Source organism: Asaia sp. HumB, from assembly GCF_030263835.1.
GTDB classification, from domain to species: Bacteria; Pseudomonadota; Alphaproteobacteria; order Acetobacterales; family Acetobacteraceae; genus Asaia; species Asaia bogorensis.
Genome location: NZ_JARPML010000002.1, coordinates 839,488 through 864,347 on the forward strand (window position 1 = coordinate 839,488; position 24,860 = coordinate 864,347).

Below are 24,860 nucleotides of genomic sequence, written 5' to 3' on the forward strand. Positions count from 1 at the left end.
CATGATGTCGCCTAGTGAACACCATATCCCGCCCATACCTGATGCCTGGGCCGACCCCGCGGTCGAGACCGAGAATGACCCCTTTTCGGGCAGCGCCTCCGGGGCTTTTCAGCAAGAGGAAACGCTGAACCAGATGCTCGACCAGTCGGAGATTGACAATCTCCTTGGCGGCGCATTCAGCGACCTGCCTGAACGGCACGAGACGGGAATGGAGCGTGTGATCAGGGCCGGCTTTGTCGCTTACGAGCGCATGCCGATGCTCGAGATCGTGCTTGACCGTCTGGTCCGCCTCCTCACAACGGGCCTTCGGAATTTCACGAATGACAATGTAGAAATTACCACAGAATACACGCGCTCCATGTGTTTCGGCGACTACGTCAACAGCGTGCCGTCATCCTCGCTGTTTTGCGTTTTCAAGGCTGTCCAATGGGAGAATTACGGTCTTCTCGTAATCGATTCCGCGCTGGCCTACTCCATAATCGATATCCTCATGGGTGGCCCGCGTGGGAAGGGTCATTCAGGCACTGAAGGGCGGCCTCACACCGCTATAGAGCGCACTCTGATCGAAAAGCTCATGAACCTTACCCTGCGGGAACTGTCGGTTGCGTTCAGCCCAGTATGCGAGATCGACCTTATCTTTGAACGGCTCGAAGTAAGCTCACGCTTTGCGGCGATCGCTCGTGCTTCCAATGCTGTCGTGACATCGAAGATGCATATCGATATGGAGGACCGGACCGGCAATATGGATCTTGTCATCCCTTATGCAACCCTCGAACCTGTGCGAGATCTGCTCTCCCAGCAGTTCATGGGGGAGCGATTTGGCCGTGATTCGGTTTGGGAAAACCACCTTATTTCCGAAATTATGGAAACCAATGCCGAAATCCTGGCTGTGCTTGAGGAGCAGACCGTCAGCCTTTCGACATTGCTCACCATGAAGCCAGGTATGCAGCTCGTATTTCCCCACAAGGTGAAAAACACCCTCCCTGTGACGCTGCAGTGTAATCAGACGACACTCTTCGAGGGGCATCTGGGGCAATCAGGGGGGAAAGCAGCGGTGAAGATCGATCATCGGCTTGTGCCCGAGGATAGCCCGCATATACACAACCCGAGTGAGGCCAACACTGACTTCGAGACTATGGACTGACATCCCGCAAAACGAGGCTGACGATAAATAACGGAGGATCGAGAGAGAATGCTCGCCCAAATTCAGGTATTCATAGAAGCGGCACTCTCGGTTCTGCTGCTGTTAGGCATCGCCTATAACTTTCACATCAGCAAGACCCTGTCGGCTTTGAAGAGCGACAGAGCAAGTCTCGTCAAACTTATCGAAAAGCTCGAGAGCAGTATCAAGAACGCGCATGATGGTGTTGAAAAGCTGCGTGTTGCGGGTCAAGTCAGCGGACGACCGCTTAGCCGCACGATCGAGCAAGCCAAGATCGTCGGGGGTGAACTGGATACGCTTGTGGACAAGGCAGATTCGAAGGCTGAGCAGCTCAGCGTTCTAACACGGAAAGCGGAATCCAGTGAGCAATCCCTGGGAAAGCTTCTGGATGATGTGTCAGACGTAAAACTGGATATGCTTCGACAGTCAGAGTCGCCTATCCTGCGAGACGACCCGGAAAATACCGAAGCACCCCTTGAGGATAACATTACCCCAACGAAGGCTCCCATTCTTGAAGCAGAGCGACACAAGCAACGCCCGGCCGTCACGCCCGTGGTTGCCGAGGCCCGCAAGCCGGTGTCAGAAGGTCATCATGCTCGCAAACGTATGGGCAGCAAGTTTCTCGGCGAGTAGAGAACCGAACCGTTTCTACCACGCAGCCCCGGTTACATATCGGGGCTGCGTAGCACCGGGGTCTGCAAGACTGGACCAGGCGCTCCAGTCCCAGACACTGGTATTGCGTCGATTTTCAGCGGCCATCGATGCAATCGAAGGGACATTCTTGATGGGCAAGTGCTGATTTCGAACGACAGGGGTCGAATTCAGAAGATAAACGAAAGCCACGTCTGATCCCATGTAGACACAGCCGCATCCGATCGGATCTGCGTAGAGATAAATGGGGCCGCTAGGAGCAGGCCGATAGGTTATCACACCAGGCGGGAGCGAATTCATCATTGCGTAACGTGCGGTTGTATCTGCAGGATGGGCTATAAACCCCGCATCCGCTATCCGTTTACCCATGGTGAGATACGGCTTTGCTGGAGACTGACAGGCGGTCAACGCCAAGCTTACAGACAGACCTGTCGCCCTCATCAGTCCAACGCGCATACGGTCTCTCAACTCTCAGATTTCACTGTGAAGGGTCAAGGCGGCGCTCTCTGTCGTCGGCGTGACGTAGTGACCTGACGGACTGTATGCCTGCGTGATTTCTTCAACGGGCGCGGCACATATCAATTTCAGGAATTCGGTTTGCACCACTGACATGTGCTCGAGCAAAGCCTGGTTCTCCGCAACAAGCGCTATCAGGTCCCCCATGGTCGGCATCAAAGCTGTTCTATCGCCCCCCTGCTCCTCAAATTGAGTCAGTGCCTGCTCCATTTTTGACAGTAATTTCGTTTTATCCGCGAGCAGTATCTCGATCTGTTCAGGCTTCCCCTGACGGAGCTGTTCATTTTCCACTTTCAGCAGGGCCATAAGCCGCGATGCCGCTTTTATGACGGGTGAGGTTTGGTCTGAGCGCATACCGATCATGTCTCTTCCTGTTCCTGCATCGCGAGTATTTGTCGATACACACTGTCGGCAATACCGATCCCGCCATTATTGGCTATCTGCTTTCCCATCTCCAGCACTTGCAGGGAACGGAACTGCTTTTCAGCCGCGCCTCCACCGAATTCGTTGTCTGAGATGTCAGCAGTGTCAAACATGGGCTGAAGCAACTCACCCAGCGTAAGGCCCTCAAAAGATCTCGCTGTTTCGCGTGCCTTGTCAGCTTTTGCGGTTCGGGCAGCCTCCTGCGCTTTAGCCAATGTCTCATTCTGCGTAGCAGAGAGAGAAGAGAGTGTTGCAGGCGTCAAAGCCGTCATGTCATCGAACCTCCAGATCTGCTTGGAGAGCGCCATCAGCCTTGATAGCCTGCAAGATACTGATCATATCGCGCGGCCCCATTCCCAAGGCGTTCAGCCCGGCAACAAGGCTCGCGAGCGTGGGACCTTCACGAAGAATACCCAATCGGTGAGAACTGTCTGTACTGGCATCGATCTGCGTTCGAGGCACGATCGCCGTCGTCCCATTGGAAAAAGGGGCAGGCTGGGCGATCAACGGAGTTTCCGTCACCTGGATCGTCAGGTTGCCTTGCGCAATGGCAACCGTGCTGATGCGCACATTATCGCCCATCACGATGGTCCCACTTGCCTCATCCACAATGACTTTGGCCATCGTATCCGGTTCGATCATAAGATCGCCGATCCGATAAAGAAGCGAGGGCGCGTCGCGCCCGGCCATATTAACTGAAACCGTGCGCGGGTCATCCATTTTGGCCGTGCCATATCCGAGAGAACGGTTGATGGCATTGACGATTCTGTTTGCCGTCGTGAAATTCGGGTTTCGCAAGGAGAGATGGATCAGCCCGCTTCTACCCAGGGAAACCGGCACCTCGCGCTCGACAACCGCGCCATTGGCGATATGCCCTGTCGTTGGAATATTGCGGGTGGCCGAGGCCGCCGTCCCTCCGACTGAGAAAGCATTTGTGACGAGGGAGCCCTGCGCCACAGCGTAGACCTCACCGTCTGCTGCCTGGAGCGGCGTCACCAGCAACGTGCCTCCTGCAAGGTCACGGGCGTCGCCCACTGCCGATACCGTAACATCGATATGCCCACCCCCGTGAGAGAAAGGCGGCAAAGTCGCGGTTACCATGACCGCGGCTACATCATGAGTCTGTAACTGGACTTCTCGATCGCGGATATTCACTCCAAGACGATTGAGCATGCTGATGAGGGTCTCGCGAGTGAAGATCGTATTTGTCAGCCGGTCGCCCGTTCCTCGCAGACCGACAACCAATCCGTACCCGACCAACTGGTTGTCACGCACACCCTCATAATCGACAATATCTTTGACGCGTACTGCGGTGGCGTTTGACGCCGGCGCATAACCCACGATTCCCAGGCTCATACAGAAAAGGAGCGTCTTTATCAGGCAGCCAAACGTCTTTTTCCCGTTACGACAATGCATCGTATGATCGTCCAGCCCAGTTCCCGGTGTGACGCAGAGTGCGTATCGAAATGTCTTTGTCAAATGGACAAGCCTGCACCATCGATAGTGATCTTGTACGACAGGCGCCAGCAATGACACCCTACGACACAGGCCTGTCACTTACAACCACAACAAGGTTAACGCTCTCCGACAGAGAGACAGTTTCACACCGGCATTGTTGCAAAAGCGATAATGATTGTCATAACGCCTGCTTATCCTGTAACGGGAAGACCTTTGATACTGATCTATGCCGCACCACGGCGAACCGTAATCCCGCTGTCACATAGACGCCGATGAAAGACTGCCATGGATTTCGCTGAGAGGCGCAACGGACTCATGATTTTCATGAAATCACGCCTATCGAAATCAGCCAGCGCGTCTCTCGCAATGTTGGGTTTCAGCGTTGTTCTCGCTCCCGTGCCGGCCCTGTCTCAGACGATGGAAGCTGAGCGCTGCCGTATAGCCTCCAGCCAGGCTGAAAAAGTCCTCCGCATTCCCGAAGGTTTCTTATATGCCATCAGTCGGGTTGAGAGCGGCAAGACCGACGCGCAGGGGCGACTGTCGTCCTGGCCGTGGACAATAATGGCCAATGGCGTTGGCCATTATTACGATTCCAAACAGGACGCCGTCGCGGCGGCAACCGAATTTCGCAATGCGGGTATTATGTCGATCGACGTCGGGTGCTTGCAGGTCAACCTGCAACAGCACCCGGATGCTTTCCATTCACTTGATGAGGCGTTCGATCCAACCTCAAATGCTCTCTATGCCGGGCGTTTCCTTAACCAGATGCACGACAAGATGGGAAGTTGGCCGCGTGCGGCGGCGGCCTATCATTCCCAGACCCCAGGGCTCGGAGCCCCGTATCAATGGAAGGTGCTCGAAACCTGGGCCATACCTGATGACGAACGGATAGGCCCGTCAGGGGACGTTAAACACCCGCCTCAGCGTAAGGGCGCGATTGATTTGGCGGCACCACGAAGCCAGTCTCCCTACGGCGATACAATCGTTGCTGATGCGCGTGAGGGAACACAGCCTGTTGTTAGGGCATTTCATCCTTTCCAGGGTTTCAGCCATTTCACCCAGCCTGCCCCTCATCATTCAGGCATGAGCGGCATGAGAGGACGCAGCCTCGCATCATACCGAAGCAGCCCTACGCAATTGGCACGCCCAACAGGCTGAAAGCATCAGACGCCTCGCATATCGATCCAGAGTCGCAGCGCTTTTCCGACTTCTTGAAGGACGGGAAGGAAAGAGCGCTCATTCGAACGGAAAATTCTCATTGTAGGGTACCATGGGCTCCCTGTTCCGGAATCCCCCCAGCGCCAGCACGCATCCCAACGGCTTATCAACCATACGGGACAACCAAGCGCTCCGGCGAGATGCGCGGGTGACGTATCGACCGAGATGATCAGATCAAGATTACGCATGATGGCCGCCGTATCCGCCATGTCTTGTACCTCGCTCATGGGATCATGAATTGTCTGACCGCCCCAGCTCTTCAGCTCTTCCCTTGGTGTCCCGAATTGCAGATTGACGAAGGTCGCCTCAGCTGGGAGGAGCGCCTCGGCGAGATCGCTGAAGGAAATCGAGCGCCGCATATCAGCCAATGCGTATTCTGAGCGGAGACGACGCTCGCCTGCCCATACAAGACCGATCCGCGGTCTACCCGCTGGCAGCAGGGCCGCCATTTTTTCTCGGTCGGCGGGGATATCGGTAATGTATGGAATGCAGGTTGGAATATCGTGCACCATCCGTACCCCGCTGATAAAGGGCAGATCCGGCACGGGGCACGCGTAATCATATGCGTGGTTCGTAGCAGCACTCACAGGGTCCAGCACCGTCAAAGCCGGGTAGGACTGACGCACAAGGCGCACCAGAGAGACGGGCACACAGACGTGGATTTCGGCACCACGCGCTGCAAGGGCGGATAGGTGACGCATAAACTGGATCGTATCGCCCAACCCCTGCTCCTGAAAGACAAGGATACGCTTCCCTGAGAGGCCGGTATCAGGACGGAGCCGGGGAATGCTGCGTACCCAGCCCTGCTGTGGGGTTATCTGCAATTCGCGCTCGAAATAGAGTGGCCAGCCTCTCTCAAAAAGACCCGCCTTGATCAGGGTGCAGGCATAACCAAACGCGATAGCTTTGCGTTCAGGGCTGATTCTGAGGGCTTTTTCATACCATGGCAGGGCTTCAACGGAGCGATTGAGCCGCTCGAGCGCACAACCGGCGTTATTGAGCAGTGACGCTGTTTCATCTCCGTCATTGAACAGCGATTTCAGCACCGCAAGCGCCTCAGCAGGATACCCGACTTCAAGCAGGGACATGCTGATGAATTCCCCGATCTCCGCTTTCTGCCCGGGATAGGTTGCCATCATCTGTGCAAAGCTTGCGCAGCCGCCGCTTACGTCCCCGCGCACGATCTGCAAATGGGCGGAGAAAGCCTGGGCGGGCACATTGTCAGGTTGCAGGCGTATGACATTGCGCAGCAGGACCCCAACGATGTCGTAACGCGTTGTGAAACGCAGGATGAGCGACGCTCCCGCCATAGAGAGCTTCCACTCGTCCTGATGGACTGCCATCGTTTCGAGTACAAGTTTTAATCCGCTGATCCCGTCACCTGAGCCCAGCAGGGCCTCGCATGCCTCAACAAACTTCCCGACATCTGGCGGTGCACCCGGGATTTTCCACCACTGCTCAGCAGGCGATGAAGCATGTGTCAGATCTCGCGGTTCCGGACTATCCGTGTCTTGTATCATGCCATCACCGATCATGTTCAGGTCATTTCGAAAGCGGGTTAGCGATCCATGAACGCGTAACGCTTAATATCTTGCCTCATCTACGCGAGACGGGATACCTCTTGGCGCGAGATTCAAGCGCCTGCCGCAACGATTGGCGTATCATTCATTTTCAGGACGACAGGTCGGGGCCCGTTGCGCAGCAATGCCATCGGCATCATGACTTAGGCTAGGAAAGCTGACATTTTGGAAAGCGCAAACGTCTCTCCGGTCCGTGCCCCTTCCTCCAGCAAATCGCGCACGGGTGGCAACGCTGCCTCAAAACTTTTTTCTTCCTTGACCGGGCAAGTAACGAAGGCATCTCAATCCGTCAGAGATGGCAGTTACAAGACCTCCTGGCGACGGGCGATCCCCGGCACCGATGTCGGCCTTGCGCTCGGCGTGTTGCTGCTGCTGTCGATTCTGATCATCCCTCTGCCGACGTTCATTCTCGATCTCGGTCTCTCATTGTCGATCACATCGAGCGTGCTTGTTCTGATGGTTTCCCTGTTTTTGGAGAGACCCATTGAATTCACCTCATTCCCTACCCTGCTTCTCCTCACGACACTGCTCCGCCTCTCGCTCGAAATCGCGACAACACGCCTTATCCTGAGCCACGGCAACGAAGGCACCTTTGCTGCCGGGCATGTTGTCGCCGCATTCGGAGGCTTCCTGATGGGCGGTGATGTCGTGATCGGGGGAATCGTCTTCAGCATTCTTCTCGTCGTGAACTTCATGGTCATCACGAAGGGCTCGGGACGCATCGCAGAGGTTGCAGCACGCTTCTTTCTCGACTCCATGCCTGGCAAACAAATGGCCATTGATGCCGAACTGTCGTCAGGAGCCATCAACGACAGGGTAGCACGCCTCAAGCGCAGGGAGCTCGAAGACGAAAGCTCGTTTTACGGTGCCATGGACGGCGCTGCAAAATTTGTCCGCGGTGATGCCATCGCAGCGCTGATCATTACAGGGATCAACATTGTCGGGGGGTTGGCTATCGGTGTCCTCCGCTACGGCATGCCTATCGGCGATGCGGCGAGTACGTTCACAACGCTGACTGTCGGTGACGGACTTGTTTCCCAGATTCCTGCCCTGCTCGTTTCGACAGCCTCCGGTATCGTGGTTACCAAAGGAGGAACTGCGGGGTCGGCAGACGTCACGCTTGTCCGCCAGCTCGGCGGAAACCCGAAGCCCATGGCGATGGCCGCGATTCTCTCCGGCTGCTTCGCATTGATGCCTGGGCTGCCAGCATTTCCGTTCCTCATCATTGGTGCCCTTGCCGGCACCGCTGCATGGTGGCGCTGGAAAGTGCCGACACCAGATGAAAATGACAGTGACGTCAGCGAAGCGCCCCCGGCCCCTTCTGCGTCACCCATCTCTGATGTGCTCAAACTGGATCTGCTTCGTCTTGAGCTCGGGTTCGGGCTTCTTCCAATGACCAATGGTGAGAACGCGCAACTGACCGAGCAGATCAAGGCACTGAGAAGAACAATCGCATCCGAGATGGGCTTCATTACACCGCCCATTCGCATACAGGACAATATCGTCCTGCCGTCTGATCGCTACGTTATCAAACTGAAGGAAATCACCATCGGTAGTGGTGAAGTCCGGCCTGGCCGCCTTATGGCCATGACGCCATCGGGGGGCGCTCCCGATCTTGAGGGTGAGAGGACGTCAGAACCCGCTTTCGGTCTTCCCGCCGTGTGGATTGCACCGGCCCTCAAGCCGCGAGCCATGGCCCTCAAATGCACGGTCGTCGATCCTGCGAGTGTTCTGGTCACACATCTCAGCGAACTTGTGAGGCAAAATCTGCCAGATCTGCTGACTTACGTAGCGACCCAGAATCTGCTCGATGAACTGCCCCGGGATCAGCAGAAGCTGGTGGGAGACCTCATTCCGTCACAGGTTACCCTGAGTACGGTGCAGCGTGTGTTGCAGTCGCTTCTCGCCGAACGGGTCTCCATACGCGACCTGCCCACAATTCTAGAGAGCATCCAGGAGGGTAATGGTCTGGGCTTGCGAGGCATCCAGGCCCTCACCGCTCATGTGCGCGTCCGCCTCTCCCGACAAATCTGCAGCGGCCTGGAGGGGCCCGCAGGTTATATCCCGATGATTACCCTCTCTCCGGAATGGGAAAACGACTTTGCCGCTCATATAGCCGGACAAGGCGACGACCGGCGACTTGCCATGCCGCCATCCATGCTCAATCGCTTCGTGATCAAACTGCGCGACGCCTTCAACGCCGTTTCAGCAAATGGCGAGGTGCCGGTCATCGTCGTCTCCTCGACTGTACGCGATTCAATGCGATCAATCGTTGAGCGCGTACGCCCTGCGGTCCCGGTGCTATCCCAGGCAGAGATCTATCCCCGGGCACGTATCAAGACCATCGAGACGATTACCTAGACCTCGCCTCGCGCCCCATAAGCCAGCCCCAAAAGGCCCCGCACGACCAGATCATTGACAATGACAACAAACAATCCTCTCTTCACGCACTCTTGAAGGTTCGCTCAATAGAGGGCGCACCGCACCGTCGGGTACCAACAAACAGGCGAGAAGCTGCAACATGACTGAAACCCTACTCTCTGATCTGGCACGCAGGCAGGATTTCATTGGCATGGGACAGAGTGATCTCACCTCGTTGCGCTCGATGGCCAGTCTCTTAGAACGGGAACTTCCGGGAGTGCTTGACGGCCTCTACCGGAAGATCCGTGAAACACCGCGCTCACGTGCATTCTTTACTGATAACGCCCATATGGAGCGTGCTAAAGAGGCGCAACTCGCCCACTGGCAACGTATAGCCAAGGCGCGGTTTGACGAGGATTACGTTGCACATGTCACAAAGATAGGGACAACTCATGCCCGTATCGGGCTGGAACCCAGCTTTTACATCGGTGCATATGGCCGGATTTTTGTTGCTCTGATGCACGAAATCATCCGCGATGATCAGCCCCGGGGCATTCTGAAAAAGCTGTCTTCACACAATGTGGATGACATGGCTGGACGCATCGAAAGTCTGACCAAGGCTGTCCTCATTGAGATCGATCTTACAATATCGGCTTACCTCGATGGCATGGACCAGGCCCGTCTCCGTCTTCAGGAGGAGCAGACGCAGCGTGCGCAAGAAGATCAGGCGACAGTTGAGATCCTCGGTCAGGCCCTGAGCGCCCTGGCGAATGGTGATCTGACCCTCAGGATTGAAGATGGGGCAGTCCCGGAGCGATTGGACGCTCTTCGTCTGCACTTCAATCAGGCTGCGGTCACGCTCCAGCAGACGATACACCATATCAGCAACGAGGCCGTGCATATTGGAACAAATGCCACCGATATCGGTCACGGCGCCGATCAGCTTTCCAGCCGTACCGAACAACAGGCCGCGGCTGGGGAGGAGATGTCCGCAGCGCTTGGCCAGATAGCCGGCAGTGTAAAGCAGACCGCTATCGAGACGCGCAAAACCGAAGAGATGGTTCTCGTGGCCCAGCGTGAGGCAGAACATGCAGACATCATCAGGACCGATACGATTGCCGCGATGACTGCCATTGAGTCTTCCTCACAGGAGATCGGTGGCATCATCACCATCATGAACGAGATTGCATTCCAGACCAACCTCCTTGCCTTGAATGCGAGCGTGGAAGCCGCGCGCGCCGGTGATGTTGGTCGCGGCTTTGCCGTGGTGGCCGAAGAGGTCCGGGCCCTCTCACAGCGCTCTCGGGAGGCAGCAGAGGCTATAGGACGGCTGATCGCTCAATCGGATGCCCATGTGCGTCTCGGCGTTACGAAAGTGCGAGAGGCCGGACTGGCGCTACAAAAGGTGATGGATCAGGTTCGGGAAATAAGCAGCGCCGTCACAGTCATCGCATCATCTGCGCAGAGACAGTCCCAAAGCATCGGCGAACTCAATGTGGCAATGAGCGACCTTGAGCAGACGACCATGCAGAATGCAGGCGCGGCCGAGGAAAGCGCAGAGGCAGTGAAGAGCCTCGTGTCAACAGCAGACTCTCTTGCTGAACTCGTATCACACTTTGCCTTCAGTGATATCGAGCGCAATTCGGCATCAGAAGGAACGTCCCCTCCCCCGGCGGGAGGGGCAGGGCGCCCGGGGAGAATGATCGCGGGAAAGGCTCATCTGGAAACCTCTTCGTAATTTTCTCCCGTTAGGATCGCCCAAGAGCGGAGGAACCCCGGGAGACGTGTATGGCCATAACAAACATATCACCGGTTGCCAGCTACCTCTCAGCCCTCAAGGACGAGGATCTGGCCGCATCGAATTACGCCAAGAGCGATATTGCAACGAAGCAGGCAGTCACTGCCTTTGAAAAAAAAGCGCCTGCGATAACCTCTGCTGATGCCCTCCTGAAAGATTATTCCTCTCTTCAGGTCGTACTCGGGGCGTTTGGGATGGGGAGCTACGCCAATGCGACAGCACTCATCAAGGACCTGCTGACCCAGGACCCCAGCTCCAGTAAATCTCTCGCCAAGACGTCTCAAAACGCAACATGGCTTGCCTTCGCCGACGCGTTCAAGGTCTGGGGGCAGAACAAGGGTAGCTCTAGCGACACAGCGTTCATCACTGGTAGCGGTTCAACGGCGCTCAGCACAACCTATACGCCGACCAGTTCTGTAACGATGAGCGCAACCCTCCCCTCTGCAGGGGCCTCTGGCCAGACATATGTTTCGCCCGCCGTCGATGCGTATGACGATGTTTCCGGGGCTCACAAGATTGCGCTTCAGTGGACACAAAGCAAGACGAACCCTTTGAGCTGGAGTGTCTCTGCCTTTGATGCCGAGGGCAATGCATCGGTCGCGAGCAATGCGTTTCAGGTGACATTTAACAGCGATGGTACGCTTGCTTCCGCGACCAATACGACTACCGGAGCGACTATTGCCTCGGGTGCAGCCGGACAGGCGGTCGAGCTGCCCATCACGCTTAACGACGCGAATGAAAAGGGTCAGGCAATATCAATCTCGCTGGGCACGCTCGGGGGCAGTTCAGGCGTGATCATGGCTGGCAACAGCTACCAGGCTACCAGCCCAACCCAGTCGGTGCTGTTGCAGAACGTCGACTCTTCCAGCACCTCGCTCTCAATGCCCTCCGCGACAATCGGGTCGCTTTCCGGCACCGGACAGACCTATATCACGGTCCCTTTCAATCCGAACCAGGCGTCTGACGATACGAACAATGTCACGCTCGGTCGGACGTATCTGTCGGTCAAATGGGCGCAGAGCAGCAGCGATCCGAGCACCTGGAGTGCTTACGTCGTCGATCCTTATGGTTCTACCGTCAATAGCACCGTGGTGTCAGTGGGGTTCGATGGCTCCGGCAACGTGCTTCAGGTCAATGGGCAGTACACCCATGACATCCCCTCGCTGCAGGCAACGGTCAACGGAGTGCAGTACAGCGTCACTCTCCAACCACCCAATCTGTCACAGAGTTCCGAGGCCAGCCAATCGGTGCTCAAGAGCGACAGTAAGGTCTCCAGTACGGTTGACGGTGTGTCGATCGATCAGATCGTTTCGAACTATCAGAAACAGCAATATGAGTCGAACGACGCCAACACGGATAACGGCGTAGGCAACGCTCTGTATTTTACGCGCAAGATGGCCAGCGTCACCTCGCTCAGCCAGATCATGTCCGATACCAAGTTGCTTCAGGTGGTCGAGACCGTATCAGGCTACGATCCCTCGACGTTTGGTGCGCTGAGCTACGATCAACAAGTGCGCATGCTTACGAAAAAGGTAGACTTCTCGAAACTCAAGACTCCTGATCAGATCCAGAAATACGCTGAACAATATCTGACCCTTCTCCAGATCACTCCGCAGCCAGCAGACAAGCCTGCGGACATGCTCGATCTGTTTGGTGGTGACGACTCAAAATCAGGCATACTCGCCTTGTTCGGCGATGATGACAGTTCTTCTTCATCCAGCATTTATTCTGGTCTGTTTTGACCGATCAAATGCGCCTTGATGAAGACTTGACACTTTCCCGGCTCACACAAGAGCTTGGTGCCCTTGCACAGGCCGTCAGAACGCCTTTGCACGACCTTCCTGTTGCATACCTGGAAGGAAAGGTCACTGCAGTTACGGGCCTTTCCGTCGCATTAACCGGTATGACGGGCTTTACTGGCGTAGGTGATCGGGTCACGCTCGCAGCCCTGGATGGACGTGAAATCGATGCCGAGATTGTCGGCTTTCGTGACGAGACGGCCATTGCGATGCCATTCGGTGCCCTTGATGGCATTGGGGCCGGTTGTCGCGCCCTTTTTCCGCTTCTGCCATCGGGTGAGCGTCAGAAACGTTCCGGCGCAAATCTCGTGGTCAATGATCATTTTGTTGGTCGCGTGATCGACCCCATGGGCAAGCCCATCGATGGAAAAGCGCCCCTTTCCCCAAGTGGCCTATCGTGCAACCTGCGGGCGTCGCCGCCAGATGCAGCATCTCGCGCACGCCTCGGCCCCCGGATGAGCCTGGGTGTTTCAGCATTGGACCTGTTTGCCACATGTCGCCAGGGACAGCGGCTCGGACTTTTTGCGGGTTCCGGCGTAGGCAAGTCCACGCTTATGGGAATGCTCACGCGCAACAGCGCTTGCGATATCGCCGTAATCGCTCTCGTTGGGGAGCGAGGGCGTGAGGTAAGGGAATTCCTTGAGGATGATCTGGGCGAAGAGGGGCTGTCGAAGGCCGTAGTCGTCGTTGCCACGTCCGATTCTCCCCCACTAATGAGGCGGGAAGCTGCTTATACCGCCACGACGATTGCCGAGTATTTCCGCGATCAGGGGAAATCAGTGCTGCTCCTGATGGACAGCGTCACACGTTTTTGCCACGCCTTGCGGGAAATTGGCCTCTCTGGCGGTGAGCCCCCCGCAACACGAGGCTATCCTCCAAGCGTTTTCGCCGAATTGCCCAGACTCCTCGAGCGAGCAGGTCCGGGGCTTTCAACGCCAGACGGGCGTGCGGGACAAATAACCGCCATCTATTCGGTCCTTGTCGAAGGAGACGACCATAATGAGCCGGTTGCAGATGCGGTTCGCGGCATTCTGGACGGGCACGTGATAATGGATCGACGCATAGCGGAGGCCGGACGTTATCCGGCTATAAACGTGCTGCGCTCCCTTTCCCGCACGGCGTCAGGATGCAACACCCGTGAAGAGAATGCCCTGACGCGTGAGGCACGCGCGACACTGGCAGTGTGGGAGGATATTAGGGATATCGTTCAGCTTGGTGCCTATCGTGAGGGCAGTGATGCCAAGTCGGACCGGGCCATCAGGCTCGCACCGGAGATCGATTCTCTACTCCAGCAGGAACGCATGGAAGTCAGAGCCCTGTCCGACAGTTTTCTTGCCCTCAGTAATCTGGTTGCTGCCTATGGCGGACCACAATGACCCATCGCCTGCGCTGCCTCGCCACTTTGGCCAAAATACGGGAACGCGAGAGACTTGATGCGCAAACGCAACTGATTGCTGCGCAGCAGCTGCAGGATGGCAAATCCGCGAGCCTGACTTATGCGACAGACGTACTTGCCGAGGAACGTCGCATTGCAACGGCGGGAAACGTGACTATGGAGACGTTTCGCGTCTGGTTTCCGTCTGGCCTTGAAAAAATCGCATACGCCACAGAGGAATATCACAACGCTTCTGCCGCGACAGAAACTGCGCGACTTTTCGCTCTAGAGACGGCAGTCAGACATAAGGCGACAGAAACGGTCTTTCGGCGTCTGGAAAAAGAGCGTAATGATTCTCACACACGCCGTGAGCAAGCCGTACTCGACGAGTTATCGTTGCGTACGCGCTAATTCATAGGCGAATGTCTTTGATACGTCGCTTTGAACGCCCTGGAGTTTGCGTTTTCTAACATTCGCAAACCTCGTCATTTCACTCCGCCAGTCAGGTGGAGACCTCATATTCCAATAGCGATCAGGAATGTTATGGAAGAGATACAGAACGCCAAGATATTCATTGCGACGCCCTGCTTCGGCGGGCTTGTAACGCAGGAATATATGGAATCGATTATCGCCTGCACAAGCATCATTCGTATTCCCATGACCTTGTCCCTCCTGGGCGACGATGCCATGGTGAGCCGCGCGCGCAACACGCTCGTTCATCAGTTCTATACACGTTCGGATGCAACGCATCTTCTTTTTGTAGATGCAGATATCGGGTTTCCCGCAGAGGCGCCCGCCCGACTGCTTGCAGCCGACAAGGATATCGTTGCCGGGATGTACCCTATCAAGGAGCGCTTCTGGGACAAGGGAACCCAGGAAAATCTGAACCGCGGTGAAAAGCTTGAAACAGCCTCGCTACGCTACGTCGGTGAGACGGATGCGATGCATTCCTCGTGGGACAAGGGGCCGTTGTTCCGGACCCATTACGCAGGCACCGGATTTATGATGATCAGCCGCAAGGTCATTACAGCGATGATCAAACACTATCCGGAAACCGCCTACCGGCGCATAGACGCGGCGGGCTCAGGAGACGGAAGCATGTGTCACGCCCTGTTCGATGGCAGCATCGATCAGGAGACCGGCACCTATCTCAGCGAAGATTTCACATTCTGCAAGCGTTGGCGCGATCTGGGTGGCGAGGTCTGGCTGGATACGTCGATCGCTCTCAACCATGCAGGACGCGCCTCGTTCGAAGGGACACCCGCGTCCCGCCTGGGCATGTTACACCTGAAAGGGCGATAACGGGACCCCTGAGCGCAGATGGCCAGAAAAAATCGCCCCTCCGTCATCATCCGTCGCCAAGATGAGGATGGACACGAGCCCCATCATGGTGGTGCATGGAAAATCGCCTACGCGGATTTCATGACGGCCATGATGGCGTTTTTTCTCGTCATGTGGCTCCTGAATGCAACGACTGACGAGCAGCGCCGGGGGATTGCCCAGTACTTCAACCCGCTGGCCGATGAAAAATCGGCAATTCCGCCGGAAAAAATCGTTGATACTCCCCCCGCTCCTATGATGGGCGGGAGCAGTTTTGATCGTCTCGAAGACAATGAGAATATGGATACGGCGGGGCCGGTGCCCGTTCCTTATGAAGGGCATGGCGCTTCGTCCCCTATCGAGGCAGTTCCGGCCTCCCATCATCAATCCGAGCATGAATCGCTGCCGGCCCAGGCGGCAATCGTCCCCATAGGGGGCCCGGAAGCAGGCTCGCGTCATGACAAACCGGGCCCTGTCGGGTCCGAGGCATCGAGAGCCGAGCAGGCCAACCTGCATGATATGACACGCAATCTGGAACAGGCGCTCAAAGCAGGCAAAGATACCAGCGATCATCTCGACAATGTGGCGATCTCTTATGGTCGGGATGAAATCAGGATTGAGCTTCACGACACCGAAAATGTGCCAATGTTCGAGCTTGGAGCCTCTGCACCAAACAAAGCCGCACGCGCCATGCTGGGCGAGATAGCAAAATGGCTCGCGCCGATGCCGGAGCGTATCTCAATTGTCGGGTATACGGATGCAGCCCCTTTCAAGGGCAAGGTTGCAGGAGGAATGTCCAACTGGACCTTGTCCGCCTTGAGAGCCGATCAGTCACGCGAAATTCTCGTCAAGTCGGGATATCCCGACCCCAAGATCCTGGACGTATCAGGTGGCGCAGATCGGGAACTTGCCGACCCGGCAGTACCGTCAGCCGCAGCGAACCGCCGGGTCGTTATCATCATGCATCGCTTGCATCCCGATATAAATCAGGTGGAGGCCGGATCAGGCACTCTTACAGACGAGCACGAAAAACCCGTGGATAATAGTCCCGGTTCGCCTAAGATCATGCCACAGGCTGGGCACAGTGCCTCTTTTCCAAACCCTTAGCATCCTCCGACATCACATCAGATACCTTTCAACATTCAGCCTCGAATAAGAAACGGAATTCAAAAATGCTTTTTATCGGGGGGCTTGTCTTTTCCCTTCTGTGTGTTTTCGGCTCATTCGCTGCATCAGGCGGTGTAATGGGGCCACTGCTCGCATCCATGCCCTTTGAACTGATTACAATTCTTGGTTCGGCGCTAGGCATTTTTGTGATGTCAAATTCCATAGGTGCCCTGAAAGAACTGCCGCACAACTTCAAGCTTGCGCTCAAAGGGCCGCAATATGACAAGGCCGCCTATGTGGATCTTCTCGTTGTTCTCTTTCGCCTGACCCGTCTCGCTCAAGCCAAAGGGGCGATGGCGCTCGAGGAGCACGTAGAAAATCCGCAAGACAGTGGTATCTTCGCGCTCTCTCCAAAGGTCCGTGACGATACGGAAACCCGCGATCTTATTTGCGATTATCTGCGCCTGGTGAGCCTCAATCTCGAGGACGCCTACCAGCTTGACGACGTCATGGCCCGCGAGCTTCGCAAAAATCAGGCCGAGAAACTGCATATTTCAGAGTGTCTGACGGGTATTGCTGATGCCCTGCCTGCGCTGGGTATCGTCGCCGCTGTGCTTGGCGTGATTAAAACCATGGCCTCAATCAGCAAACCTCCTGCCATTCTGGGCGAGATGATTTCCGGGGCACTCGTCGGAACATTTCTGGGCGTTCTGCTGTCCTACGGGGTGGTGGCTCCTCTCGCCTCAAGAATCAAGGCGGTGATTGTGCAGGATGGCCGTTATCAAGGCATCATCAAGACGGTCCTGGTTGCCCATCTTCAGGGCAATCCCCCGCAGGTTAGCGCCGAAATCGGACGAAAAGAGATTCCACCAGCTGCCATGCCGAGCTTTTTCGAACTCGATGTCGCCCTGACAGAGTCTCAGGGAGTCGCTTCATGACACTCCTGACCTGCGAGATGACAGAGTGGTCAATATGAGAGTGAGAGAGAGACAGGGCCGATCTGTGGCGAGTGATGAGGTATCGCGGTCAAACCTGCCCGGCAATGCCCCACAACTCACTTCGGGCGCCGCAGTGTCGGGTGCCCCCCTGCCGTCCCCCCAGTCATTCCGCAGTCAACTTTCGTCGGCAACTCAACCACAGAAAGCTGTTTCGAATACCCTGACGCCTTCAACTGACAAATGGTCAGATGTCGTCAGCGGTGCCTCACTGGCCGTGGCGGGAGGGTTGAGCGGTTCAACGTCTCTAGCCAATGCCCCACCCGACATACTCCCGACACTCTCGAGCAAAGGGCAACGCACCAGCTCCGGGAGAGAGGATGAAGGTTCGATCAGCAACGAAGCCGTGAGCAACCAATCATCGGTCGCAGTGATGCAAGGGGGCTATTTTTTAGCCTCAAGCCAGGTCCTCGCCCCCTATGATATGGGTTCGACATCAACGTCCGGGCAGAGCGACATACGCACATCCGCCAAGGGCTCGTCGTCGAATGGATTCGATATTCTCTCACACGCAGCGCCCTTCCCTTCGGTACAGGCACCAAGTGGGTCAGCAATCCTGCAAAATGCCGATATCTCCTTCCAGCGGCACAGCCCGGCGTTGTCGGGGCAATCAGATACTTTCGCGGCCCTTGCTCAACCAGTCTCCGCCGGTGCGCCCCCGCTCACAAACCTGTTCATTGGCGATGCAACGCAACAACCGACAACGCCTGACACAACATTTGGCCGCAGCGCCCTGACTACCTTGCAAGGATCATCAACTCCAGCGATTGGGGCCTATGTCGGGCCTGTCTCCCCGTCAGGCGCTTCTGCCAGCACCGGGCGGGACGACGGGAGATTGTCATCACTGCCAACCATTAACACGTCCGCCGCATTCGATCCTGCGGCAGCGATAACCCAAACAGGAGGGACTTGGCCGGCGAAACGGTCCGCTGCTATTATCTCTGGTACTGGTGGAGGCTCATCATATCTGACGGATGGTACCCTCGCTAAAGGCTGGGTAGTCACGACCTTGCCAGACAATAGCCAAACCAACACGCCCACTTCTCCGATCATCAATCAAGCGACCGTACAGCAGAGCGAAAGACAGGCGCATTTCGGATCTCTTTCCGACAGCACAGGCAAACCTGCCTCAAGCGTCACGCCCCTGCAATCTGGCGTAGCAGATGAACCGGACTATGAAAGTGACTGGTCCGGCGTCGCAGCGTTAGGCGGTACGACAGGCAGAACAGAGGGCGAAGAAACATCGTCAAAAGGAGACAACCCGCCCGAGGATCACTCTGAGGCAAAGGCAGCGACGCCTTTGCTGGTCGCGCAACTTGCTGATGCCATCGGGGGGTTACACAACGATTTTGGATCGATGGTGCTCAACGGCCAAAGAGAAGACGGGCAGCAAAAAATCTCAAGTCCTATGGAAAGAGCGACATCGGACTCCACGACGAATCAAGGTGACCAGCCACAGACCGCGTCCAGCTCGACGACGATACTGACTATGACGTTGCAGACAACTGATACGAGTCCGATTCAACTAAGCCTCGAGGGGCAAAATGGGATAGCGACACGCATCATCCTTCAGAGCGATGATGATTCCACTGCGGAAAGCCTGAGCAAAACCAGACACGATCTTATCGCCTCCCTGCATTCAGCTGGAATTGATACGACTTCGATCAGAATCGACATCGTCTCATCCATGTCTGGCGGGCCCAATGCGCAGACCCACGACCATCATGCTCAAAATGGCATGAACCTATTGATGCAAGGGCAAAACTTTGCTGGCGGTGGTCAGAATTCCAACCCCGGATACAGACAGCAAGAGAGTAGACTCGGGACGTCCGAACCCGATAACATAGGGGATACCGGCATTACATTGCGGGCTTCAGACTCCGCCCTGGCAACCAATGGCCGCGTCAACATCACGGCTTGATGACAGACATTCAACGCTTCGACTTTTTCACAAGGGCAACAACATTGGCAACCTCGTCGATCAGCAACGAAAGTGCATTGCTTCAGGCCGCTGAGGCCACCGCAAAAGCTTCGGCTAACTCTTCGTCATCAAGCACCTCATCGAGTTCGAGCGCTGCCTTGGGTCTCTCGTCCCTTGCGAATAACTATACAACATTTCTGACGTTGCTAACGACCCAGTTGCAGCATCAGGATCCCAGCAGCCCCATGAGTTCTGACTCGTTCACCTCTGAACTCGTCCAGTTCGCCGGTGTGGAACAGCAGGTGCAAACCAACACCAATCTGTCATCCCTTATCTCGCTCAACGAGAGCAGCCAGCTCAGTTCGGGCAGCCAGTGGGTGGGACAGACAGCTACGGCGAAATCGACCACGTTGCCCCTTCAGAGCGGTGCAGCGTCGCTGAGTTTCAGTGCAACTCAGGGCCAGAACGTGGCCATCGCCGTTAGCGATTCATCTGGAAAAATCGTCAAGACCGATACAGGGTCCGCTGTTTCGGGCACCAACAAATGGACATGGGATGGGACTGACAATTCGGGCAACAAACTGGCGGACGGCGCTTACAGTGTCGCGGTAAAAACGATCGACTCTACCGGCACCACATCCGACGTGCCCTTTACCGTAACGGGCATTGTGACAGGCGTTACGAAAGGAAGCTCCGATCTTGAGATTCAGATGGGAAGTGCCACGATCCCATTGTCGAACATCACCAACTTCAGTGGCAAGACAGCCTCGAGCACGACCCAGAGTTCTGACAGCTCAGATAGCGTTGAGGCCTAAACAGGACCACGAGGTAGCGCGATACGCAATACCTCGCAGGCCACCTTCCCGAGGCGTGACAAGTCAAGCAATGCCTTGGATACCCTGATTTGGCTCAGCTCTGAGCCTGTCCAGGCGATGCCATGGAACCAAGCATATGGATACCGCCCGTCACAGGGAGGCAATTTTCTCTTGCCGGGGTACGAACGTGCAATTCTTCCTGAGGCAGAACAATTGTCATTGGTGAAAACGCGGGCTCATTCAGTCGATAACCTATCCCCCATTGGGTTGTGAATGGCTCGCTTATTCCGAAAGCCCTTATCTTCTTTCTGATCTTGCAAATCATTACGTCGATAACCTTTCCGAAGGGCTCATCTTCACCACTATAAAGGCTATCCAGCAGCACTTCCTTGCTCAGGACCTGGTTTTTGCGCATGACGAGAAGGACGAGAAGATCATATTCCTTTCGGGTCAAGGGAACCACGGCCCCGTCGATGTGCACCTCGCGGCGGTCGATACCGACCGACATTCTGCCAACTTGCAATGTTGGGCTGTCATGACCGCCCGCGCGCCTGGCCACCGCGCGCAAACGCGCGAGAAGAACCCTATGATCGGTCTCCTCGCCAACGCAGTCATCTGCGCCCGCGGAAAGCAGTTCGACCTCTCCTTCCGCCGAACCGATTTTACGAACAACGATGACAGGTACTGCAATCTTCCCTTTGCGTAATTGCCGGATGATGCGGGTATCCGAAGCGGCCTGCTGCAGAACCACGATATCATAATGCGTGCGCCGCAAGGTCTCCACAATCCCGGCAGGGCCGCTGGCCGTGATCGACAGGGACCCTGCTATCGCCGCTTTCGCGAGCTCGTCGCTCGGCCTTCCTGCCCCGGAGCTTTCAGCAACACACAATACGCGCATTTATGATCCACCAATAGTTTTACTTATGATTATATAATTTTGTCTGGTTATTTAGTTGGTCAATTATGGAAATCTACCTTGACTACCCTGCCTGCGTTCACAGATCGACATTACTGGTCGAGATCCCTCAAAGGGCACAGGCTGACCATACAGGGCAGACATTAACGAGACTACCAGTGGGTGACGAAATATGGCTGAACCGCGACGATTTTTTTTCCCTGTTGCCCAAAGTCACCTCGACATCGTCAAATTCCATCAATACCCCCTCCGGTACGCAGTTTCGGGATACCCGGAACGTTTCGACAAAAGCATGGCCCTGCCATCGGAATTCGTGCTAACACTGAGTTATGGGGCGTGAAGCGTTCTCAAATGTAACAAGCAAAAACCTTAACGTTATTGTAATAAAGAAGGCGCATAACTTGTGACAAAATGTTTGGCAGCATAAGCCACAAGCCATTTTCACGGGGTCTTTGTGCCCCGTTTGACGATTTATAACCGGAAACAACAATGTCAGATATTTCAGCTGCCTCCTCGCTCTCCGCCGCGCTGCGTCAGGCGACAAGCACGAGCGCACACGCATCCTATGCTGCAAGCCGCCACGGTACCCTGTCATCTCAAGCTGTTGCCGAAACAGCCAGATCCGGGACAGTACAATTTTCTGCTGACGGGGGCTTGTCCGCAACCTCTGCACGAAGCGGCTCGACCATCACCCAGATTCTCGATTTTCTGGCCTGACCTGATAGCGCCCATGTCCTGCCAGATAGAAAGAACGCCCGTTACCGCAGGCGTCTGCACTGGAGATATCGGCCACGCTCATTGGGCGGACCGGCTGTGTCGCATCTGAATTTCAAGGCAATCGGGAAAGCCCTGCGCCTCGCACCTGCCGCGTTGCTTCCAGGCCTCGTCTTTGTGGCGTCCGCAAGGGCCGATCACAGGCATACGCTTCAAGGACGCAAAGAGCTGCACCCGCATACGCGGCCTGCCCAGCCGCGAGAAATACCAGACCAGAAAGAGCATCTGCCTGATCGGATTTCCGGGAGTGACCTTGTGCAAGGCCTCCCCCCTTCGTGGCGTGCAACGCTTCTGAATGCTCCTGCAGCTTCACCTACGGAGAAGACAGACAGCAGGCCCAAACCCGCCCCTGCACCCCTGCCCGCTGTCACAACGGCGACCGCGCCGTCAGGGGCCGATCTGCCCGTGGCAACGCCACAGGCATCCCAGGATCGGGTCCTGCTGCCTATCCCGCCCAAGACTGGCATCGCGGCATTCGAGAGCGGGGATCGCTTTATCGTCATCGTTGATAACGCCATTCCGATGGACACGTCCGCGATACATGGAGACGGCGTTTTTTCGTCCCTGAGCGTCGATGTATTGCCAGACGCCACCATCATCCAGCTGCGCAGATCAGACAGCCGACCGCTCTTTCTTTCACAACAGAGCGATGGTTGGGTGCTGGGGCTCAAACCGCCGCTCGATATTCCCCAACAGGATCGACGCACTATAAACCCTCACGTCGTCGCAACGGGTGTCCTGTATCCGATGCGCCGCAGCGGACGCGTTCTATCTGTATCTGACCCGGCCTCGGGCGCACGCCTTTTGATTGGCACCTCCCTTCTCGATGATGGGGGCGTTACATCCATGCGACGTACACCGGGATACGATGTGTGGCCGACCAATGAGGGCGTCGTCGTCTCTGCACGTGACGCCGAAATCACTCTATCCGCCGTCCCTTCTGGCCTTCTGCTCAATCGAGACGGACACAGCATGGTGGATGATGGACAGGCAGTCTATGCCAACGACATCGATCTCGAGTGGCTTGCCCTTAAAGATCTTGGCGATACCGCTCTGCGCCAGAGATTTCATGACGCTTTTCTCGCAGCAGCAGACTCCAGCCCCTCCAAGCGCTTCGAGGCTCGCGTGAAAGAAGCGCAGGCAGCCTTCAGCATGGGAGCATTTACCGAGGCGAGAGGTATACTGGCTGTTGCGCTCAGAGACGATCCGGAGGAAATCGGCCGTCCGGAAATAAGGTTCCTGACTGAAGCAACCGCGCTGATGAGTGGCGATCTTGAGGACGCCTCGGGATTGGATGGCCCATGGCCCGAGAAACAGCAACGAGCGGCGCAGTTATGGCGGGCACTCTATCTTGCTCAGGCTGATCAGATCGATGCGCGCGGCACCCATCGCCTCGTGCTTGATCTCGATCGGATCAGGAGTTACCCCGCGAACGTGCGGGATATTTTGCTTCCCCTCGCTGCCGAAACGATTGCGCGCAACGCTACGCCCACTGATCTGCCCGCCTTGAACAAGCTGCCGCAGTCATCTGGCTTTCAGTTGAGTCGCGCGCTCGCCAATATGCGGCTCGGTCGGACCGACGCAGCACGGAGAAGCCTTGAACACCTCAAGACCGATCGCGATCCTGTCATCGCCGAAAAGGCGGCGGAAAGCGAGATCGTGCTTGACCATATGCAGGGCAAGTTATCTCCCCAGCAGATGATCCGTGCCCTTGATGCCATGATCCTCGATGCGCGACTGGCCGGGCGCGAGATGGCGGTTCGTCTCACTCAGGCGGAGGCATTTCTGCAGCTGGGCGATTGGCCAAACGCTGCTCTGATGATCGATCAGGGCGTCCCGCCAAGGCGCCCCTCTGCCTTGATGAGCAAACGTAACACGATACTTCTGAAAGCCCTGAAGGGGCTGGCTGAAATTCCCGCCACCGGTCTGGACAACCAACAGGCGCTACGCAATGCAGCGCTACTCAAGGCCCATATTGCAGGACTTCCGAACGGTCCCGAGCAGGCCAGCCTACAAGCTGCCTATGGAAAGCTTCTTCTTTCTATCGGTCTGATCGATGACGGGTCCAAAGCACTCGAAACAGCCGTGCCGGCTCTGGAGAGTCCAGAAGACAAAGCCAGCGCGGGTCTTGCTCTCGCCAAACTCGCCATACAGCAACGAGACGCGGCCCGCGCGCTTCAAACGCTCGACATGACCGAGTCTGAGACGGTATCCCCCGAACTTCGCGCGCAGCGCAATGTCGCAAGAGCCGAAATTGCCCTTCTGGACGGAAACACGGCAAAAGGTCTCAACATCCTGAAGGACGCACAGGGCCAGTCTGCCAGACTGGTATCAGCGGCCACCTTTGAAAATCAAGGGGACTGGGCCGCTGCGACCCATGAGCTCAAAATCGTCGCACAAGAAAATCTTCCCGCCAAAGGTACTCTCTCGGATGTGGCACAGGACCTTGCTCTCAGACTCGCATCCGACGCCTCACGTGCCGGAGATGACACAACGCTCAAATGGCTTGCAGGGCGCATCGCCGGGAGAGCGATGAGCCCTTCCAGGGCAAGCATATTTTCGCTTTTAACCCAGCACGCCCCGCCGCCCACCCTGTCGGCCGGCAATCCATGACATACCAGGGAGAGGCGACGCAGAAATTTTTTGTTACGCATCGCGGTTCTGCTTCTCC

At 56.2% G+C, this 24,860-nt stretch carries 20 protein-coding genes; 15 read left to right on the forward strand and 5 right to left on the reverse strand.

The genetic code is table 11. The features are described 5' to 3' along the window. Window position 1 precedes the first annotated feature (1 nt). Window positions 2-1,144 (forward strand): flagellar motor switch protein FliM, encoded by a 1,143-nt coding sequence (gene fliM / locus P5689_RS04915; RefSeq protein WP_081866878.1) that lies wholly within the window; start codon window positions 2-4, stop codon window positions 1,142-1,144. Between the two features lie 48 nt (window positions 1,145-1,192). Further along, window positions 1,193-1,795 (forward strand): DUF6468 domain-containing protein, encoded by a 603-nt coding sequence (locus tag P5689_RS04920; RefSeq protein WP_285532316.1) that lies wholly within the window; start codon window positions 1,193-1,195, stop codon window positions 1,793-1,795. A gap of 489 nt (window positions 1,796-2,284) precedes the next feature. Here P5689_RS04920 and P5689_RS04925 read toward each other — a convergent pair whose 3' ends face one another. Genes P5689_RS04925 through P5689_RS04935 form a run of 3 tightly spaced genes read right to left on the reverse strand, consistent with a single transcriptional unit; the run spans window position 2,285 to window position 4,108 of the window. Beyond that, the gene (locus tag P5689_RS04925; RefSeq protein WP_285532317.1) at window positions 2,285-2,692 is read right to left on the reverse strand and encodes a hypothetical protein; all 408 of its coding nucleotides are present in this window, start codon (window positions 2,690-2,692) and stop codon (window positions 2,285-2,287) included. After that, window positions 2,689-3,060 (reverse strand): rod-binding protein, encoded by a 372-nt coding sequence (locus P5689_RS04930; protein WP_285532318.1) that lies wholly within the window; start codon window positions 3,058-3,060, stop codon window positions 2,689-2,691. Before P5689_RS04930 ends, P5689_RS04925 begins: the two co-directional genes overlap by 4 nt. Further along, complete coding sequence (locus tag P5689_RS04935; protein WP_051395980.1) at window positions 3,026-4,108, reverse strand: flagellar basal body P-ring protein FlgI; 1,083 nt, start codon at window positions 4,106-4,108, stop codon at window positions 3,026-3,028. The genes P5689_RS04930 and P5689_RS04935 overlap by 35 nt, the downstream gene beginning before the upstream one ends. A 426-nt stretch (window positions 4,109-4,534) precedes the next feature. On the opposite strand from P5689_RS04935, the gene P5689_RS04940 reads away from it, so the two are divergent. Next, window positions 4,535-5,368 carry a transglycosylase SLT domain-containing protein gene (locus P5689_RS04940; protein ID WP_285532321.1) on the forward strand — a complete coding sequence of 278 codons (834 nt, stop codon included), beginning with the start codon at window positions 4,535-4,537 and terminating at the stop codon, window positions 5,366-5,368. A 5-nt stretch (window positions 5,369-5,373) separates the two neighbouring features. Here the strand turns inward: P5689_RS04940 and P5689_RS04945 are convergent, their stop codons facing one another. After that, on the reverse strand, window positions 5,374-6,948 hold the full coding sequence (locus P5689_RS04945) for a tetratricopeptide repeat-containing glycosyltransferase family protein (RefSeq protein WP_285532322.1): 1,575 nt from the start codon (window positions 6,946-6,948) through the stop codon (window positions 5,374-5,376). Window positions 6,949-7,263: 315 nt separating this feature from the next. Here P5689_RS04945 and flhA point away from each other — a divergent pair, with 315 nt between their 5' ends. The 10 genes from flhA (at window position 7,264) to P5689_RS04995 (ending at window position 20,499) form a co-directional block, all read left to right on the forward strand. After that, window positions 7,264-9,369 (forward strand): flagellar biosynthesis protein FlhA, encoded by a 2,106-nt coding sequence (gene flhA, locus P5689_RS04950; protein ID WP_408868533.1) that lies wholly within the window; start codon window positions 7,264-7,266, stop codon window positions 9,367-9,369. A gap of 160 nt (window positions 9,370-9,529) precedes the next feature. Continuing rightward, window positions 9,530-11,107, forward strand: coding sequence for a globin-coupled sensor protein (locus P5689_RS04955; protein ID WP_285532323.1), 1,578 nt, complete (start codon window positions 9,530-9,532; stop codon window positions 11,105-11,107). Window positions 11,108-11,157: 50 nt separating this feature from the next. Continuing rightward, window positions 11,158-12,909 carry a DUF1217 domain-containing protein gene (locus P5689_RS04960; RefSeq protein WP_285532324.1) on the forward strand — a complete coding sequence of 584 codons (1,752 nt, stop codon included), beginning with the start codon at window positions 11,158-11,160 and terminating at the stop codon, window positions 12,907-12,909. 8 nt (window positions 12,910-12,917) lie between these two features. Then, window positions 12,918-14,342, forward strand: a complete 1,425-nt coding sequence (gene fliI / locus P5689_RS04965) for a flagellar protein export ATPase FliI (RefSeq protein WP_081866877.1) — start codon at window positions 12,918-12,920, stop codon at window positions 14,340-14,342. Beyond that, window positions 14,339-14,752: a flagellar FliJ family protein gene (locus P5689_RS04970; RefSeq protein WP_285532325.1), complete on the forward strand. Its 414-nt coding sequence runs from the start codon at window positions 14,339-14,341 to the stop codon at window positions 14,750-14,752. The genes fliI and P5689_RS04970 overlap by 4 nt, the downstream gene beginning before the upstream one ends. 132 nt (window positions 14,753-14,884) lie before the next feature. Then, a complete protein-coding gene (locus P5689_RS04975; protein ID WP_062165219.1) occupies window positions 14,885-15,643 on the forward strand; it encodes a hypothetical protein in 759 nt (252 codons plus the stop codon). Window positions 15,644-15,661: 18 nt separating this feature from the next. Further along, window positions 15,662-16,768: a flagellar motor protein MotB gene (locus tag P5689_RS04980; RefSeq protein WP_285532326.1), complete on the forward strand. Its 1,107-nt coding sequence runs from the start codon at window positions 15,662-15,664 to the stop codon at window positions 16,766-16,768. Window positions 16,769-16,833: 65 nt separating this feature from the next. Beyond that, a complete protein-coding gene (gene motA, locus P5689_RS04985) occupies window positions 16,834-17,706 on the forward strand; it encodes a flagellar motor stator protein MotA (protein WP_285532327.1) in 873 nt (290 codons plus the stop codon). A gap of 403 nt (window positions 17,707-18,109) precedes the next feature. Further along, on the forward strand, window positions 18,110-19,684 hold the full coding sequence (locus P5689_RS04990) for a hypothetical protein (protein ID WP_285532328.1): 1,575 nt from the start codon (window positions 18,110-18,112) through the stop codon (window positions 19,682-19,684). Next, the gene (locus tag P5689_RS04995) at window positions 19,684-20,499 is read left to right on the forward strand and encodes a flagellar hook capping FlgD N-terminal domain-containing protein (protein ID WP_285533840.1); all 816 of its coding nucleotides are present in this window, start codon (window positions 19,684-19,686) and stop codon (window positions 20,497-20,499) included. The genes P5689_RS04990 and P5689_RS04995 overlap by 1 nt, the downstream gene beginning before the upstream one ends. A 94-nt stretch (window positions 20,500-20,593) precedes the next feature. Here the strand turns inward: P5689_RS04995 and P5689_RS05000 are convergent, their stop codons facing one another. Continuing rightward, window positions 20,594-21,283 (reverse strand): response regulator transcription factor, encoded by a 690-nt coding sequence (locus tag P5689_RS05000; protein WP_285532329.1) that lies wholly within the window; start codon window positions 21,281-21,283, stop codon window positions 20,594-20,596. Between the two features lie 621 nt (window positions 21,284-21,904). On the opposite strand from P5689_RS05000, the gene P5689_RS05005 reads away from it, so the two are divergent. Together P5689_RS05005 and P5689_RS05010 are read left to right on the forward strand one after the other, a co-directional pair. After that, the gene (locus tag P5689_RS05005) at window positions 21,905-22,132 is read left to right on the forward strand and encodes a hypothetical protein (protein WP_285532331.1); all 228 of its coding nucleotides are present in this window, start codon (window positions 21,905-21,907) and stop codon (window positions 22,130-22,132) included. Between the two features lie 312 nt (window positions 22,133-22,444). Continuing rightward, window positions 22,445-24,802 carry a hypothetical protein gene (locus P5689_RS05010; RefSeq protein WP_285532332.1) on the forward strand — a complete coding sequence of 786 codons (2,358 nt, stop codon included), beginning with the start codon at window positions 22,445-22,447 and terminating at the stop codon, window positions 24,800-24,802. The last annotated feature ends 58 nt before the right edge of the window (window positions 24,803-24,860 follow it).